Here is a 15,956-nt window from a genome sequence, read left to right on the forward strand (position 1 = left end):
AACTCACAAAATAATTTTTTTGACAGACCACTAGGTTCTTGTCAAGCCATTTTCCAGGGCATACCTGACTAGCTCTGTACGGCTGTTGGTGCCCGTTTTGCTGAATAGGCGGCTAACATATTTCTCGACATTGCGGACGCTTGTTTCCAGACGGCGGGCAATTTCTTTGTTCATTAAGCCGTCAACAACCAGTTCCAGGACGCTCTGTTCGCGAGGGGTGAAGTCGATTTTGATGGAGGAAGGAGATTGGGCGATCGCCCCTTTCTGCATTAGCATGGAGCGGATTTCAGCGATCTGCCGCGCCATATCTGCGATGTTGTGGGACTCATCGCCTTCGACTGACTGACGCAGGGCAGTTTGTTTCTCCAACAAATTAGTGACAATTGCCACCAGTTCATCCGGATCAAAAGGCTTGGAGAGGTAGGCATCGCAACCTGCGTTATAGCCCTGGATGCGATCGGATGTCATACCCCGTGCGGTCAAAAATACCACCGGCAGGGTTTTGAACTGGGGATCTTCTCGTAGTTGTCTAAGAAACTGGTATCCATCCACCTGGGGCATCATAATGTCAGTGATGACCAGATCGGGCAGCTTTTGGTGTGCCAGTTCCAGTCCCTCGGTTGCATTGCTGGCCACATCAACCGCAAAACCACTGTCTTCCAGATAAGCCTGCACTGCCTCGCGCAAACCCGGTTCATCATCTACTAACAAGAGTTGTCCCGACATTTAAAGTATGTTCTCCTGGTACAGGATCTTGCAGAAATGGTCAGCCCAATAGGGAACTCAAGAAAAATTGCAATTGACCTTTAAAGCCTATCCGAAAACTTCCTGGATGGATGACTGGGCTTTGGCAGTTGGGGGTTTTTCGAATAGGTTTTAATTCCCATTGTAGCGATAGTTGCTTGGATGGCAGCATTGGATAGGCTCCCAGGTCTCAACCAGGAAAAACCCATTCAACTGTTTCAACCTGTGGCATGCCCTTCCTGGCTCTATCGGTAATAGTTCGATTGCTAAAATCGATGCCGCTGAACATTTGGTAAGCGCTGAGACTACGGCTAGAACCCAAGCCATACTGACCTAAATGACTTCTGCCTGGTTCCAGTTGTAGAAGTTGTTGCAGGCGTTGCTGAGCAACCTGGTCAAACTGCCACCATTGCGGATGATCTTCCCAATGACGGGGTTTACCAATTCGGGTGTACTCGTGATAGCAAACAATTTGATGAGGGTGGTAGATGTCCCATCCGTTTGTCCAGGCACGGACCGCCAAATTGACTTCCTCGCCGTAGAAGTAAAGATGAGGCTCGTAGGGGACTTCCTGGATCAACCGGGAAGACGCGAACCAGAAACCGGCTGCCATGAACATTCCCAGTTGGGGGTGGCGATCGCAAGCCACACTGCCTGCACTGACCAGACTGAGACTACCCTGGGGATGAAAATGGGAGGCTGCCAGCCTGGTCGGTTCGCCTGGGTGCAATATGTTTGGCGGTGTATAAGCGGGCGGATAGGCAGTTAGCACTGGTTTAGGGCTGGGACATTGATGCAGCAAGGTAAGGAGCCACTCATCCCAACCAGGCACAAACCGCATGTGGCTATCAATCTGCAAGGTGTAAGGTTCGCCCTCCCAGAGAGATTGGGTCTTGGAGCGTGCCCAACCTACACCACGGGCGCGATCGCTATCCAGCAGCAGCATCCGGCAACAGCCCAGGTGTTCCAGCGGTAGGGGGTCAATTCCAGCTTTACCCTGCCAAACCACTCCAAAGGACAGGCGGTCGGGCTGGGCAGCTTTTTCAATCGCATCAGCGATCGTCGCTGCCAGTTCGGGGTCGCGGTAGCTGGCAATTTGGGTAAAGATTCTGGACATAGGATGGCAGATGTCCCCTTTACTCTTCCAGCAGGTTTATCATGCTAGACAATTGGGCTGCACTGTCAAGATATCCCACAAGCCGACGAATTGGCTGGGGGTAAACTCTGACCAGTGTAGGAGTGGCAGAGATCTGATCTAATTCTGCTTCTTCAGGATGCTGGGTCACATCAATTACTTTTAGCGTATAGGGATGGTTGAGGGATTGCTCTAGAAACTGATACAGGCTTTTTAATATTCGTTCGGTAGCTGTATTAGAACCAGACACAAATAACCGAAAAACATAGCCCTGGGCAGGAGGAAGTAATTCTGCCGATGCAATGGTTTGAGTACTCGCCAGGGCTGACGAGTCTGCTGGTAAAGAGGTTCGTGGCAGAGCGGGTGGAGTCGCTTGGCGAAAATAGACGGGAGGAGCAGTGATAGGATACCTCACAATCAGGTCATGCGGTTCCCAAAGCTGGGGAAACTGTTTGCGGTAGGTCGAAAGCACGACGGGGTCACACACACCTGGCTTCAAAGGGGTACTTTGCCAGACCAGATTGACCGTACCAAACACCTGGTTCAATAACGATTGGTATCTGAGAACCGCCGGGGATCCTTCTGCAACGGTTTGAACTTGACCAGTGCGATGATCTAACCAGCGATCGACCGTTGCTGTGTAACAAGGTACGAGAAAGTGAGGGGGTTCTGGCAAACCCAAAATATCCCGCAACATGACACACAGATGCAGGTGCCAACGGTTCTCCTTATTGGGGTCAGCAGAGTAAACCAGATCCCCTCCGGGAGTGAATAGCGCTATTCCCTTAAATAAGTTGGGGGGGCTTTCTGAAAGCAGCTCCACTGGTTTTTACCTGTCTGTGGCTAGACACGACCTCGAAGTGCTTGAGCCATTTCGTTTGGCTTCGGTGACATTTCAAGGGCAGTCTCTTCAGTAATCCGTCCAGCTTCGTAAAGCTTGTAGAGAGACTGATTCATCGTACACATACCATCAAAGGTGCATCTGGGAATAATTTGTTCAATCTCCTCGATTTCACCTCGACGAATATAGTCTTTGATGGCATCTGTGTTGATCATAATGTCATGGAAAGCGGCTCGTTTACCATCCGTAGTTCGACAAAGTCCTTGTGCAATCACCGCTACCAGAGATTCTGCCAGGGACACGCGCATCGGTGCCTGTTGTTCTGGTTCGTACAGTTGCAAAATCCGCTCGATCGTTTTTACGGCACTGTTGGTGTGCAGGGTTCCCATCACCAAGTGTCCCGTTTGGGCTGCTTTCAGGGCAGTATTGACAGTTTCCTTATCCCGCATTTCACCCACCAGGATAATGTCTGGATCTTCCCGGAGAGCGGCTTTGAGTGCATTATCAAACTTACGGGTGTGCATCCCAACTTCACGGTGTTTGATCAATGCTTTTTTACTTTTATGGACAAACTCAATTGGATCTTCAATGGTGATGATGTGTTTGGGCTGCTCATGATTGATGTAATCAATCATGGCTGCCATAGTGGTTGACTTACCTGATCCCGTCGGACCCGTCACCAGAATCAATCCTTTGTGGTAATGGCAGATATCTTTAAAGACAGGTGGCAGGTTCAATTGCTCCAGCGTCAGAATTTTGAGGGGAATCAACCGCAAAACCATTGCTGGTCCATGCAGAGAGTCGAAAATGTTAATCCGGACACGGGCAAATTCGTATTGAGTAGCACCGTCAAAGTCCAGGCTTTCCTCAAATTTCCGAATGTCTTCCTCGCTGAGAATTTCTCGCAACCAGCTAAAGAAGGTTGCCCGATCAGTAGGGGGGTGGTCGGTTGGGTCCATTTCTCCCCGGTTTCGATAGCGAGGCACCTCACCAACGCCCAGGTGAACATCTGAATAGCCTTTGTCGTAAGCGACTTTGACGATCTCTGCCAGGGTTGGACCATTGCTGGGTCCCCGTTGAATCCCTGGAATTGCGGGAGGGGTGGGGCGGTGTGCCGATGGAGGAGCCGCAGGACTGGTGGCGGATGGAGTAATTGTTGTGACGGGTGCTTGGGACGGAGCCGCATGGGATGACACAACGGTTGGCGCACCTGAACCGACCGGCTGAGAAGAGATCATTGTGGGTATGCCGGAAGCAGCCGATACAGTTGTATTTGCGCCATTAGCTGTACCTCTTGCAGGGGGAGGTGGGGCGGGGGGAACGCGAGGAGGGGGAGGTGGTGAACTGGGTGGACGCTGTTGTTCTGTCATATGCTACTTCTCTACACGTCTTGAAGAAGTGGAGCCTGCGAATTTAGTAAGCTCGTGCGATCGCCGCCAATGGGAAGGAATGGACTATTAACAGAACAGGGTATACATCGGATTAGCAAGCTCCGGTAGCATGGTAGCTACCCCCCGAACTGGCGGATTTTTCAGTCGTCACGTTTTTACTAAAATAGCAGACGCTTCTCTATAGTGCAGTCTTCCCAAAAGTTTGTTCCCTTTATCAGAAAAAGGGTGGGTGGGTTTGAGGAAGATGGTGGAAGAGGGGAAGATAGGGAGATAGGGAGGGTTGAGTTGATGAGTGACTTAGCAGGTTGGTATGTGGTTAGACAAGAGAATGGGCAATGTGCAATTTTGCCTGCCAGTCAGGTTGAAAGCTCCCAGGATGAGAGTTCCTCCAATCGGGAGCAGTGGGGTCCCTATGATTCTCAACCGGAGGCGATCGCTCGGCGGGTTGGTCTAATTCGTGCCGGAAAATGCAACCCTGCTTAATATCAGGCAGTGTGATGGGTATAGGGCAACCCCGAACTTGCTCTGATCAAATTCCAGCGATTTGCCGTACCCACCCCATGCTTAAACCTTGCCCTAGAAGCAAAGGTGCGTAAGTGCAGCCGTGCCGCCAGTTGAGCTGCCGAAGAAAAAATCTAAGAAATGGCAACTAATTGGTTGATGGACATCTTACCAGCTATCGCCAGAACCACCACCATCACTACTACCACCGCCAAAGTCATTACTACTGCTACTACTGTCTGAACTCGAATAACTGTTGTCACTGGAATGCCAGAAGCTATTTCTGGAATCCCATCTCCTGTCCGGATCATGTTGATTGGATCGGGTGTTTGCATTCGTGGAGCGTTTCAACATCTGTAAAGCAACCACAATCCCCACTCCAACACCGACAAAAGCCAATAAGATGATACCGCCTAGCAATCTTTGCTCCTTTGATTGAGTTTGAGTAGCAATCGGACGGTTTAAGCCAGGAGTTTTGTTGTTGAGCGCATCCATTAAGGCTTGAGTTCCTGCCAGTGTCCCTTGATTGAAATTGCCCTGCTTAAAAGCCGGAGTAATTTTCTGTTTGATAATCTGGCTAACCCGCTGCTCCGGTAGCGTAGCTTTCAGTCCTTTACCCGTTTCAATTTCTGTCCGGCGATCGCCCTTAGAAATTAAAACCAGCACTCCATTATTGGACTGTCTTTTGCCAATCTTCCAGTGATTAAATAGCTGGTTTGTAAATACTTTGGGAGTTGCAGGAGCCGTACTCGACACAGTGACGATCGCAATTTCGCTGCCATTCTGGGCTTCCAAGGCTGAAATCATTTGATTCAGCTTTTTCTCAGTGGGCGAATCCAGCAGATTTGCCAGGTCTGTCACCCAACCACCATTGCTTCTGCGAGGGTTAGGGACTGACTCAACGGTGATTGCCCAGGTTGGGTTAGCAGAGCTAATCACAACCAAACTGACAAAACCTGCATAGAACGCTTGTTTGAACATATCGAAGAAAGTGGAAGGACAGGAGGCGAAAGAATAATCATTTCCCTGCTAACCTAGCAACACTTGCCTGGGATTTGGTTCGGTAATTTCTCTGCAACTTTTACTGAATTTTCATGGCAAGTTTTTGATCCCTATTCAAAGCTTGACTTTAATTACCTGCCCCCTTCTACCCCTTCAACATCCGCTCCTCAATCGCCATCCAGGTTTGTGAAGAAACTCTAACGGCTGACTGTCTACATCGCACGATCAGCCAGTTGGCATAGAGATAACGTTCCAGTTTGCGGAGTTCTTCTGTAGACAGATTAATCCAGGTGGGGTCCAGTCTAAGCGTGCTGAACCAGATTTGATAGACACGCTGATGGAAAGCTTGATGGAGGCTGGCGGGTTGGCGGATGTCAGGAGCTTCTTCCTTTAACTCTTGCAGGCGATTGATCAGAATTTCAAAATTAGCTTCCCTAAAGATCTGATACGTTGCCAGTTTATTAACAAAGGTTTCCACCAGTGCCCGGTTAAGTACCTGCCCCACCTGGCGAGTGGCAAGTGACTGGGTCAGGGCGATCGCCAACGCACGAGTAGGAATAGCAGCCCGTGCTGGGGTTTTATCCAGGTTGGTCGTAAAGCCGGAAAGCCGGGTATTGGCAAGGGTGCCAGCCAGTTTTAGAACCTGGGACAGTTCGGGGTGAAGGATATGCACCAGGTTGAATGTGGAATCATTGACCAGTGCCAGAAACAGGGCTGTACTGCGCCGGGTGGCAGGGGGGAGGTTACTCCCAGAACCACTGGTGACCTCCGTTGCCCAGGTTAGCAGTGCTCGCAACTTGGGAGTGTTAATAAAGGTTTTTGCCTGGGCTTCCATTGTCTGCAACAGGGAATCAGATCCTCCCTTCATTAACCCTGCAACGAGGAGAAACACCTCCTGCCAGCGTTCGTGGGTGAGGTGGTCCGTCACCAGTTTGCGAATGACCTGGCGATCGTCAATGTGCTGAGCTGTGAGGTATTCCTGTAAAGTGAGATGGGAAAACGAATACACATCTTGAGCGCGTTCTACCAGAATGCCCTGCTGAATGGCGATCGCCTCCAATACCGCCTCACCATCCAGATGCCGGGGGGCGTTCAGGTTATCTGCCAGAAAGTGCTTGATCTGATTCACCACTTCCTTTTTCTGGAAAAACAGACGATTTGCCTCAAACCCCTGATAGGCAATTTCAGACAGTAACACCTCTTCCAGTTCAGTACTGAGTCCCTGGTAAAGCTCTTCCTGAAAGATCCGCTTTTCGGCAGCCCACTCCTCCAACAGCACTCGCAAAGCTCTGGAGTAGAGCACACTGCGATTTTGGGGAAACTGTTGCTTTTTGTCGTAGACCAGACACAGCAAGGTCAGTAATAGAGGTGTTTGAGCCAATTCTCTGGCAGTCCGGTTTTCGGGTTTTTGTAGCAGTTGCCAACAGCGCTGGGCAGTGTTTGCCTGTAAGTCAACCTCCGAATGGAACCAATTAAAAATGAACTGTTTAATCTGAGCATGGCTAAAGTCTGCCATTGCCACATCGGTAAAGCGCTTGAAATTGTGGTTATAGGCAGCAATCCGGCAGGAAGTAATAAAGCGGTTTTTATCGTACTGATCGACAAAATCTTGAATCTGGTGAATTGCAGCGTCCAGGTTGCGGGAAGGCACTTCATCTAATCCATCCAGTAAAAGCAGTAACATTCCCTGATCCAGCAGTTTCAAGGTGGTTTCTTCAGAGGAAGGAAAGCCGCAAATACGGAACTCCTGGGCGATCGCTGCGGTAATATCAATTTCTGGAGCGTTGAAGCTTTTCAGTTCGATTAAAACCGGGATGCATTCATGGATATATCCCCCAGTCCTGCCTTTGAGCGCCTCCAAGCCCATCTTTCGCAAAAACGTAGACTTACCCGCCCCCGGTCCCCCCAGCACCATCAAATAGGACTGTTTGTTTGCCACCTTCAGCCCATCTTGTTTTTTGGTATTACGTGGCTGAAAGCCAGGTTCAGGGCGCTCCCGAAACGCTTTTTCCAGATCCTCAATCGAGTCATAGGGATTGATGCTGTCCCCATCTAGAAACTGAACCGAAGTGTAGACGGATTCCAGAGAGACCGGCTCACGCATTCCCAGTACCTTGAGAATGCCGTGACGATTTGCATAGCGCTGGGCATATTGCTCTGCTGCCCGATCTAGCAATTGCTTCGGGTCTTCATCCTTTTCCTTGACCCAATTGCAAAACTTACCCGTGCCATCACAAACGACACGACTAAAAATCGATGCCAGCGTTAACGTTGCCGCCTGAATAAAAACGCGCTCAAGTAGCATGAAAATTTTTTCTGGATTTATCTGGACTTACATGTTCTGGATTTACCTGGGGGTTTGTCAACGTTGTGTTTGTGGGTCTGGAATAGGAAAGGGATTAATATTTTGGGGTTTTTACCCACAAAATAATTACTTGACAGACCACTAGGAGCTATCGTCAATTAGCTACAAAGCTCTTGTAGGCAAGAAGTGTAGCTTCAATCTTGAAAAGTTGGAATTCCTGTTATACAAAGCATCCAGATTCAATTGAAGACGTGCCCTGGATCCAATTTAATCCTATTGCTATAAAAGACCACCCGATTTTGAGTGAGCTTTAGGCATTCGTACATGTACCACGGTTTCCACTTGTATTAGATATAACCCCACACGCCCACCCCAGAACTCTTACTATCTGGATGCATTGCCTTTTTTTCTCTGATGCCTGACATCTGACACATCCTTTTCTGAAAATGGATTTAGCGCTACCCTTGGTTCAACTTGTTGTATGGAACGGATTCCTCAATGTCTTATACACCTAAGATCCTGGTATTTGCTGGCAGTACTCGCACTGAATCTTTCAACAAAAAGCTGGTTAAAGTTGCCAGTGCGGGGGCACAGTCAGCCGGTGCCGACGTGAAATTTATTGATCTGCGCGATGTATCTATGCCGCTCTATGACGGAGATCTGGAAGCAGAGCAGGGAATTCCCCCCGGAGCACGTCAGTTCAAAGATCTATTACTGGCACACGATGGACTGTTGATTGCGTCCCCAGAGTATAACAGTTCCATTTCAGGGGTATTGAAGAACGCGATCGATTGGGCATCCCGTCCGGTTGAGGGAGAACCTCCTCTCGGTTGCTTTGTGGGAAAAGTTGCTGCGATTATGAGTGCTTCTCCTGGTGCATTGGGTGGTTTACGGGGATTGGTGCCACTGCGGGCGCTCTTAGGAAACATCAAAGTTCTGGTGTTACCCGATCAGGTGGCAGTAGGCAAGGCGCATGAAGCCTTTAACCCGGATGGCTCCTTAAAGGACTCGAAACAGCAGGAGTCGATTGAGAAACTTGGAGAAAATTTGGCAATTACTCTGGCTAAACTCAAAGCGTAAACCATAGCATGAAGGTTGTTTGCATGTTAGCGCTCTGAACTTCGATAGTTGCTCCCAGTCGTTCTGCCAATTTACGAGCCAGTGCCAATCCCAAACCTGTTCCTCCATGCTTCCAGGGGTCATGGTTGGGAATGCGGTAGAACTTGTCGAAAATACGGGGTATTTCCTGGGCAGGAATTTCAACTCCTGTGTTGGTGAGAGTGATTTGTAGGGATGAAGGATTTTGGAAGGATGAAGGATTTTGGAAGGATGAAGGATGAAGGATAAAGGATGAGTCACTGATTTCTGTATTCTTTGCTTCTAGTCCTTTATCCTTTCCTCCTGCCACCCTGGCTGCGACAGTAATTGTTTCTCCGGCTGGGGTGTACTTATGGGCGTTGGTTAATAGTTCACTTAAGAGGCGTTGTAAGTAAGAAAGGTCTGTGGTCAGGGGTGGCAGGTCAGCGGGCAAATCAAACCGCAAGGTTTGCTGGTGGTGGTGAAGCCGTTCAACAAAGGATTCAACGACATGGGGAATCCACATTTGCAAGCGAATAGGGGTGAGAATTAGAGGTTCTACTTCTGCATCTAATCGAGTCAGATCCAACAGGTTGGTAATTAAACTGATTTCCCGCTGGCACTCATCCTGCAAGATTTGAAAATAGCGGTATAGACGCTGAGCTGAGGTAGCTTCCAGGGTTAATGGAGTTGGATCAGATTCGTCCCTGATTTTGCCCTGTTCATTTCTAAACAAGAGGGTTTCTATCATTTGGGCTGCCATTCTAATGCTGGAAACGGGTGTACGTAGTTCGTGGGAAACGGTGCTGAGAAAGTCATCTTTGAGGCGGTTGAGCCGCTCTAGTTCAGTTACCTGTGCCTGGGCTGCCTGGAATAGACGCGCCTGACGAATAGCGATCGCGCACTGGTTCGTAACCTGTTGCACTAGCCTAATTTCCGAGTCACTAAAGGTTTGTTCCTGCTGGCGTAGCAGCCACATGTCGCCCAAGACTCCCTGATTGTCAAAAATAGGGCAACTCAAAATAGCAAATTGATACTCAATCGGACGCACCGGATCGGGGGCAATGCGACAAAATTGAAACGTCTTGCCTCGTAACGCCTGTACCAAAACCTCATCGGCACCTTCAAACGACAAAATAGCTCCCTGAGCGGGAGGAACACCTTCAGAGATATATTCATAGCGAATGACGGCGACCTGCTGTGCGTGATCGTACAGAGCCACATCACAACCATCAACTTCTAGCCCTTTCGCAAGCTCTCGAACCACGGTTTCCAAAATTTGCGTTTCATCCAGGCTGTCGCGGACATGATCGGTGATGCGTTTTAATACCGATTCAAACTCTAGGGCCTGTTCCAACTCAGCCGTGCGTTCCCGTACCTGGGTTTCCAGGGTGGCGTTGAGTTGTTGCACCTGTTGGTATAACTCTGATTGCTGAATGGAGATCGCGACCTGATTGCTCACCTGTTGCAACAGATCCGCTTCGGCAGGCTGCCACTGCCGCTGGTATGAACAGGCATGGGCAATCAGCAGTCCCCAAACATCGACTGAGTCATCCTCCCAGCGTTGGGTGATGGGGGCAACCAGTTTCGATTTCACCCCTATCGATTGCATAAATTCTGCAATGCAGTCTGCCCACTCGTCCCGTACCACATCGGGTACTATGCGGGGAAGTCCCTGGCGGTAATGCTCGTAGCAATCCGAAGGGAAGCATTCATCAACCCAACGCATTTCCTGGGTCACGGGGTACTCTGGCATAACCGATTCCTTGATCACCTGCCCCGATCCATCCTTATGCAGTTGAAAGACCAGCACCCGATCAGCCAGTAGCGTCTGGCGTACATCGGTGACGACAGTGGTCAAAGTTTGCTCCAGATCGAGTGACTGGTGCATTCGTTGAGTCAGTGATCGCAGCAACTGTTCCCAGGCTGCTTTTTGCCGCAAAGCTTCTTCTGCCTGCTGATGAACCGCTTCATCATGTTTGCGATCGCTGATATCGATGCGGGTACCCAGCATCCGACAGGGTTCGCCCTGCTCATCCCTGAATACAACCCCGCGATTCAGAAACCAGCGGTAGCTGCCATTCCTATGGCGCATTCGGTATTCGCTTGTATACTCTGACTGGTTTCCTGCCAGACAGGCTTCAATCGCAGACAGAACTTGATCCAAGTCATCAGGATGGACTAAGTTCTGCCAATCATCAATACTGTTCGAGATTTCGTGCTCGGCATAGCCCAACATGGTTTTGAGATAGGGGTCGATGTAGGCTTGATTGCTGCGCAAATCCCAATCCCAAACTCCCACCTGTCCTGCCTGGACTGCCAACTGATAGCGCTCTTCAGGTTCCTGTAACGCAACCTCTGACGGTTTCATTTGAGCAATGTTAGTGATAATTTCCAACCGCTGCCGTTTGGGCGCATCCCCAGCTTCAGAATCACTCATTGGCTTATCAGGGTTCATTACAAACTTCCCTGGATATGTCTTCAGCGCTCATGTTCTGGTAGAGGGGATGGGGTAATCCCTGAGACAGTAATTCTCAAATAAGCCAATCACGGATCTGGAACACCAATATCGTTACTGAAAACCGACTGGGGCTAAGTCGATGAAAATAGATGTCACTAAAAGAACATCTTGCAATTTAGCGATAAAAGTGAACCACTTATCACGAGTTGGAGCAAAAGACTTCTTTAAGAACCTATCCAAAAAGCCTTATTGTCTAACACCCAGCATTAAACTCAGGTAGCTTTTGAATCGGCTTTGAGGAAGCTTTTAGTCTAACGTGTAAACCGGCATGATGCCTAGTCATAATTTGGCATAAAAGAAAGCTGTGAGCGGTTTCTACACTCCTACAGCTTGCACTACCTCCTTGCGGTACCCCCTTTGATTAAAGACTGTTAATGACTCGATTAAAGAAGGTGCCCGGTATCGAATTTAGCCAAGATAAAAATCCATTTCGGTATATCCTGGGTACAGGGAATTAGCTTGTATAGGTGGTGACAGGCAATTGGTGGTAAGTGACGGATAATAGAGAATCCGTAGGGAACGACGGCTATATAAAGATTCATCAAAGGCGGTTTCAGTTTCGATAAGACTTGATGACGGATATTCGTAAAGTAGAGTCATAAGGGTGTAGTCATGGGCACACTTGTTGAGTAGGTTCTTCGGTTCATTTCACCTGTCTCCCCCTTAAGTCCAATGCTGCTCAAACGTTTTCAGACCAAATGTTCACCGTATTCTGACTCCCCATCTCAGAAACGAGCTGTTTTTTTAGCGGGGTGGTTTACAGTGATTGTTGCGGTGGGGGCAGTGTCAGCAGTTTCGTTCACTGTATTTTCCAGCCAGCAATCGGTGGCGCAGCAGTCCCAGCGTACTCAAGCAGCGCCCTTAGGAAATCGAGGTCGCCAATCCTACCAGGCAGAGAGACGGAAATTTACCCGCTCGATGGCAGTCCTCAAACTAGGCATGAAAACCCGATCAGAGCGGTTAACGGGTTTTACCCAGCCTGGAGAACCATCTTCCGCTCTGCACCCCAGCAAAGCTCGACAAAGGACGCTGGATGACTATATAGATGCGGTATCTGTCGTGTTTTCAGCGATCGCTCCCCAGCGCAAATCGAAGAAAGCCGTTCCGGTTCCTGCCGCTAAAAAATTGACAATGGAAGAAACTGCAACGCGGTTCCTATAAGTCCTAAGAGTGCAATTCCCAAGCCATTACCCGATTTAGGTTGGGGCGGGGGGGTGGTTAGTTGTTTGATCATTTCTTGAGTCAGCTTGCTTCCTTCCTGGTTGCCCTGGGCAGTAAACAATCGTTCAGCCTGCTGCACATCTGTCAGACCCGCACTTTCTTCACCCGTCTGCAAAAGAACCACGCCTCGACCGAGATAAGCCTGCGGAAAGTCAGGTTTACGACTGAGTGCCTGGGTAAAGTTATCAATGGCACCCGCGTAGTTTTTGCGGCGTTCATCCTGTAGCGCCCATTGGTAGAATTGCTCTGCACTACCAGTCTCAGGGGACAGCCCAACGGCACCTTGCAACAGTGCTCCATTCATGATGGTTGCGGTCAAGGATGCCCCCATCATGTAAGCTCCCCGCAGATCTGCGGCAGTCAGGTTCGCTCCGTCCAGGGTCGCGCCAACCAGGTTAGCGCCATAGAGGCTTGCCCCTGCCAGATTTGCCCCGCTTAAATTTGCGCCCTGTAAATTTGCCCGACTGAGGTTCGCCCCTGCCAGGTTTGCCTGGGTTAGATCGGCACCAGAAAGATTGCCAGAAACCAATCCAGCATTACTCAACTCACAACGGGGGCATTTGCGGGTCGATAATAGTTGTTGGGTGTGTTCCAGGCTTTGCGATCGCGCTGGCGTGGCAATACTGAGGGTTGTCAGCAATGCTGCAATTCCAGTCGGGATTGCTTTGCGGATGGCGGAAGCTTGAGGTTTCATAAGCCGTTGTTCAGTGATGGGTATGCCCGACTTGTAGGGTTCTGTCCCCTATTTAAGCCCAAGTTTGTCGATACGGTGTTGTAAAGTTTTGGATGGGTCGCTGTTTACACTAAATTTCATTAGTATTCCTAATGGCACACAAACAAAAATTTCCCCATCTTATTGGTTCCAAGTGGACTGCCTGTGAAACTGTCGAAGGCTGGCGACATTTTCAAGTGGTTAATCGTAAAAATCAAGGAACCTGGGTATTTGCCGAAATAGTAGCCGCCTGCGATCCCAATGTGCGATTTTGGATTAATGCAAAACTATTGCAGCAGCGATCGCTCTGGGAAGCCGGGTGGCAGTCGCTGACCTCCGATAAAGTAAATCATTGACAGTGGGTGATTTTGACATGACTGACCAACTCAAGTGGACACCTGAAGCAAAGGCTAAACTGAAAAGCATCCCCTTTTTTGTGCGGTCCCAGGCACGGGAACGCATTGAGCATCTGGCGCGGGAAGCAAATTTAGACATTGTGACGGCTGAAATTATTGATCAGGCACGTCTAGAGTTTGGACAGTAGGAACATACGACGAGTGGAGAGTTGTAAGTGGGAGACATTTACCTTTCATCCTTTCCAGGTGCCAGCCACAGTGCCAGGTTTCTAATATAAGCATGGACATCGGCGATCGCTCTAGGTTCGGTTTGCATGGTATCGCCTGGAGGTTCATCGACAAAACTGGGGCACCCTGCCCTCGGATCCCAGTTGTAATCGCAGAAGTGATGGAAGGTAGATTCGGCAACAGCACGACCGAATAGATTGCCTTGGCTGTCTTTTTCTCGCTCAAATGCCACAGCAAGATTGAAGGTTCGATGGGTCACTTTACTTGTGCCGGTGGCAATTACACGGGCACTCGGAACATCCGCAGGTGCCCCAACAGCACCTTCATGGGGGTGGGCAGGCAAGAACTCAATCTCTCCCTTAGGGGAATGGGAGTTTCGCAGTAAGGGATGTAGGGGTTCGATAACCTTAATTGTCTGATAGTCTCCGTTACGCCCAGAGTGATAGTTGGGATAGGAGATGTAGGTAGTGTAGGGATCGTCAATGCAGTGACGGGAAGAGTCCGGGTCGGGGTTTTTGGTGTGGAAGTAGTGGGCAGCCCCAATCCCAGCCAGTGAACAAAGGGAAGATCCCAGATCCATATGGTCGCGGGTTGCCATGATACCGCCACCCCGTTGCCGGAATGTACTAATCCCTTCACAGTCTTTCTGGGTAATCCCGTCGCCCCCATCAACCGCAAACAACCAGAGTTGGTCAAAATCGGAGTCACCGAGGCGACTGAGGATGGGGTCATCGCCATTGGAGTCAGACTCGCGATCGCGGGATACGACCTCACAGAGGAAATTTCCCTGATCATCCTGGAGGGATGCCAGATGATGATGCAGGATGGAAAAACGGGCAATACTCCAGTCGTCTTCAGTCGTCGGGATAGTGGTTTGGAGGAGAATTTTGATCGGGTTAGTCATGGGAGAGGCTGGGGAGTGAGGGGTGAGGAGTGAGGGTTAACGGTAAGGAGGGGTAGTCAGTAGTCAGTAGTCATTTGTTGGTTGTTAGACGGACTCTCTAATCTCTAAAACTAACAGCCAAAAACTGTTTACTCAATCATTGACTACTGACCACTTCTCACTCCATCCTCCGCTGAAGCTTGATGACTCTAATATTAAACGGTGGCAGCCAGCGGGCAAGTTTGCCAAAGAACACTTCTCGGTTGAGATGGTGGGCTTCGTGCCAGAGCGATCGCGACTCCTCCATTTGCCATCCATATGCACTGAAGAATTGGTTGGCATCATCGGGGGCGAACTGGAGTTGAACTTCTCTGGCAATGGGTTCTTTGCTCATGCGTAGCTGGGCAACTTTGACCGACAGGGGCGATACCAGGTCACTGAGCCAGGTGGAAAAGGTGGGCTGGGCATTCAGGTCGGCAGCGAGATCCCCGACCTGGCTGGGCAACAGGTAGACGAGGATGCCTTCTGTAAGGATCAGTACCCTGGTTGCGGTAGCGTTGACCTGGGAGAAAAGACTGTGACGCTGAAATGCATTGGTCAAATCGGTGGGAATCCGTTCTAGCCTGCACCTGGGTTGAGCTTCTGCCAATGCTTCCTGTTTATAGGTCAGGATTGGAGGGAGGTCGGCTTCAACCCAGCGGAGGTCAGCAGGTAATACCATCCGATAGGGGCGGGTATCCAGTCCGGCTGCCAGGTTAAGGACGGTATCGACTCCGTGGTGTTGAATCCCCTGGAGAATTTGCTCATCTAAAACAGCGGTACGGGTAGAAATGAGCCAGCCAATAGAGCGATCGCCCTGAATCTTCTGATAAATGGCTTTTCCCTGTTCTCCTGCCAGAAGACGGGCATAGGGGTCTTGAAACAGGGCATCTAGGCGATCGCTTTCCAGGGCACGGGCATAGGCAACCGCCAGCGCAGTGTCGGAAACGGATTGAATCAGTAAGGGAGGATTGGTCATCACAAGGATTTCTTATCCGGG

Annotated in this window: 15 protein-coding genes; 5 read left to right on the top strand and 10 right to left on the bottom strand. The window is 49.8% G+C overall.

The features are described 5' to 3' along the window. Positions 1–30: 30 nt before the first annotated feature. From AC1S52_RS05440 to AC1S52_RS05455, 4 genes are all read right to left on the bottom strand, one after another. Positions 31–726, bottom strand: coding sequence for a response regulator transcription factor (locus tag AC1S52_RS05440; protein ID WP_482027994.1), 696 nt, complete (start codon positions 724–726; stop codon positions 31–33). Positions 727–934: 208 nt separating this feature from the next. Next, positions 935–1,861, bottom strand: coding sequence for a GlcNAc-transferase family protein (locus AC1S52_RS05445; protein WP_482027995.1), 927 nt, complete (start codon positions 1,859–1,861; stop codon positions 935–937). A gap of 19 nt (positions 1,862–1,880) precedes the next feature. After that, positions 1,881–2,702 carry a circadian clock KaiB family protein gene (locus AC1S52_RS05450; protein ID WP_482027996.1) on the bottom strand — a complete coding sequence of 274 codons (822 nt, stop codon included), beginning with the start codon at positions 2,700–2,702 and terminating at the stop codon, positions 1,881–1,883. 20 nt (positions 2,703–2,722) lie between these two features. Further along, the gene (locus AC1S52_RS05455; protein WP_482027997.1) at positions 2,723–4,090 is read right to left on the bottom strand and encodes a type IV pilus twitching motility protein PilT; all 1,368 of its coding nucleotides are present in this window, start codon (positions 4,088–4,090) and stop codon (positions 2,723–2,725) included. Between the two features lie 309 nt (positions 4,091–4,399). Between AC1S52_RS05455 and AC1S52_RS05460 the strand changes: the two genes are divergently transcribed. Beyond that, the gene (locus tag AC1S52_RS05460; protein WP_482027998.1) at positions 4,400–4,594 is read left to right on the top strand and encodes a hypothetical protein; all 195 of its coding nucleotides are present in this window, start codon (positions 4,400–4,402) and stop codon (positions 4,592–4,594) included. Between the two features lie 186 nt (positions 4,595–4,780). Here the strand turns inward: AC1S52_RS05460 and AC1S52_RS05465 are convergent, their stop codons facing one another. Both AC1S52_RS05465 and AC1S52_RS05470 read right to left on the bottom strand, forming a co-directional pair. Further along, complete coding sequence (locus AC1S52_RS05465) at positions 4,781–5,593, bottom strand: TPM domain-containing protein (protein WP_482027999.1); 813 nt, start codon at positions 5,591–5,593, stop codon at positions 4,781–4,783. Between the two features lie 166 nt (positions 5,594–5,759). Beyond that, positions 5,760–7,919, bottom strand: coding sequence for an NACHT domain-containing protein (locus tag AC1S52_RS05470; protein ID WP_482028000.1), 2,160 nt, complete (start codon positions 7,917–7,919; stop codon positions 5,760–5,762). A 498-nt stretch (positions 7,920–8,417) separates the two neighbouring features. Here AC1S52_RS05470 and AC1S52_RS05475 point away from each other — a divergent pair, with 498 nt between their 5' ends. Then, complete coding sequence (locus AC1S52_RS05475) at positions 8,418–8,999, top strand: NADPH-dependent FMN reductase (RefSeq protein WP_482028001.1); 582 nt, start codon at positions 8,418–8,420, stop codon at positions 8,997–8,999. On the opposite strand, the gene AC1S52_RS05480 is transcribed toward AC1S52_RS05475, so the two are convergent. Beyond that, on the bottom strand, positions 8,989–11,436 hold the full coding sequence (locus AC1S52_RS05480) for a sensor histidine kinase (RefSeq protein WP_482028002.1): 2,448 nt from the start codon (positions 11,434–11,436) through the stop codon (positions 8,989–8,991). The two genes, AC1S52_RS05475 and AC1S52_RS05480, sit on opposite strands and share 11 nt — an antisense overlap. Positions 11,437–12,189: 753 nt before the next feature. Here AC1S52_RS05480 and AC1S52_RS05485 point away from each other — a divergent pair. Continuing rightward, complete coding sequence (locus AC1S52_RS05485) at positions 12,190–12,678, top strand: hypothetical protein (RefSeq protein ID WP_482028003.1); 489 nt, start codon at positions 12,190–12,192, stop codon at positions 12,676–12,678. Here AC1S52_RS05485 and AC1S52_RS05490 read toward each other — a convergent pair. Beyond that, entirely contained in the window at positions 12,635–13,432 is a 798-nt protein-coding gene (locus AC1S52_RS05490; RefSeq protein ID WP_482028004.1) for a pentapeptide repeat-containing protein, read from the bottom strand. The two genes, AC1S52_RS05485 and AC1S52_RS05490, sit on opposite strands and share 44 nt — an antisense overlap. A gap of 131 nt (positions 13,433–13,563) precedes the next feature. Here AC1S52_RS05490 and AC1S52_RS05495 point away from each other — a divergent pair, with 131 nt between their 5' ends. Beyond that, positions 13,564–13,806: a TIGR02450 family Trp-rich protein gene (locus AC1S52_RS05495; protein ID WP_482028005.1), complete on the top strand. Its 243-nt coding sequence runs from the start codon at positions 13,564–13,566 to the stop codon at positions 13,804–13,806. A gap of 17 nt (positions 13,807–13,823) precedes the next feature. Further along, positions 13,824–13,994, top strand: a complete 171-nt coding sequence (locus tag AC1S52_RS05500; RefSeq protein ID WP_482028006.1) for a PCP reductase family protein — start codon at positions 13,824–13,826, stop codon at positions 13,992–13,994. A gap of 38 nt (positions 13,995–14,032) precedes the next feature. On the opposite strand, the gene AC1S52_RS05505 is transcribed toward AC1S52_RS05500, so the two are convergent. Both AC1S52_RS05505 and AC1S52_RS05510 read right to left on the bottom strand, forming a co-directional pair. Beyond that, positions 14,033–14,938 carry a hypothetical protein gene (locus AC1S52_RS05505; RefSeq protein ID WP_482028007.1) on the bottom strand — a complete coding sequence of 302 codons (906 nt, stop codon included), beginning with the start codon at positions 14,936–14,938 and terminating at the stop codon, positions 14,033–14,035. A 157-nt stretch (positions 14,939–15,095) separates the two neighbouring features. Then, positions 15,096–15,935, bottom strand: a complete 840-nt coding sequence (locus AC1S52_RS05510; protein WP_482028008.1) for a class I SAM-dependent methyltransferase — start codon at positions 15,933–15,935, stop codon at positions 15,096–15,098. Positions 15,936–15,956: the final 21 nt, after the last annotated feature.

Source organism: Kovacikia sp. CALU 1929, from assembly GCF_056784235.1.

Bases quoted from the DNA above. Each gene is read 5' to 3' on its own strand.
- AC1S52_RS05445 (WP_482027995.1), bottom strand. From the start codon at position 1,861: ATGTCCAGAATCTTTACCCAAATTGCCAGCTACCGCGACCCCGAACTG.
- AC1S52_RS05485 (WP_482028003.1), top strand. From the start codon at position 12,190: ATGCTGCTCAAACGTTTTCAGACCAAATGTTCACCGTATTCTGACTCC.
- AC1S52_RS05470 (WP_482028000.1), bottom strand. From the start codon at position 7,919: ATGCTACTTGAGCGCGTTTTTATTCAGGCGGCAACGTTAACGCTGGCA.
- AC1S52_RS05500 (WP_482028006.1), top strand. From the start codon at position 13,824: ATGACTGACCAACTCAAGTGGACACCTGAAGCAAAGGCTAAACTGAAA.
- AC1S52_RS05505 (WP_482028007.1), bottom strand. From the start codon at position 14,938: ATGACTAACCCGATCAAAATTCTCCTCCAAACCACTATCCCGACGACT.
- AC1S52_RS05475 (WP_482028001.1), top strand. From the start codon at position 8,418: ATGTCTTATACACCTAAGATCCTGGTATTTGCTGGCAGTACTCGCACT.
- AC1S52_RS05495 (WP_482028005.1), top strand. From the start codon at position 13,564: ATGGCACACAAACAAAAATTTCCCCATCTTATTGGTTCCAAGTGGACT.
- AC1S52_RS05440 (WP_482027994.1), bottom strand. From the start codon at position 726: ATGTCGGGACAACTCTTGTTAGTAGATGATGAACCGGGTTTGCGCGAG.
- AC1S52_RS05460 (WP_482027998.1), top strand. From the start codon at position 4,400: ATGAGTGACTTAGCAGGTTGGTATGTGGTTAGACAAGAGAATGGGCAA.
- AC1S52_RS05490 (WP_482028004.1), bottom strand. From the start codon at position 13,432: ATGAAACCTCAAGCTTCCGCCATCCGCAAAGCAATCCCGACTGGAATT.
- AC1S52_RS05510 (WP_482028008.1), bottom strand. From the start codon at position 15,935: ATGACCAATCCTCCCTTACTGATTCAATCCGTTTCCGACACTGCGCTG.
- AC1S52_RS05455 (WP_482027997.1), bottom strand. From the start codon at position 4,090: ATGACAGAACAACAGCGTCCACCCAGTTCACCACCTCCCCCTCCTCGC.
- AC1S52_RS05465 (WP_482027999.1), bottom strand. From the start codon at position 5,593: ATGTTCAAACAAGCGTTCTATGCAGGTTTTGTCAGTTTGGTTGTGATT.
- AC1S52_RS05480 (WP_482028002.1), bottom strand. From the start codon at position 11,436: ATGAGTGATTCTGAAGCTGGGGATGCGCCCAAACGGCAGCGGTTGGAA.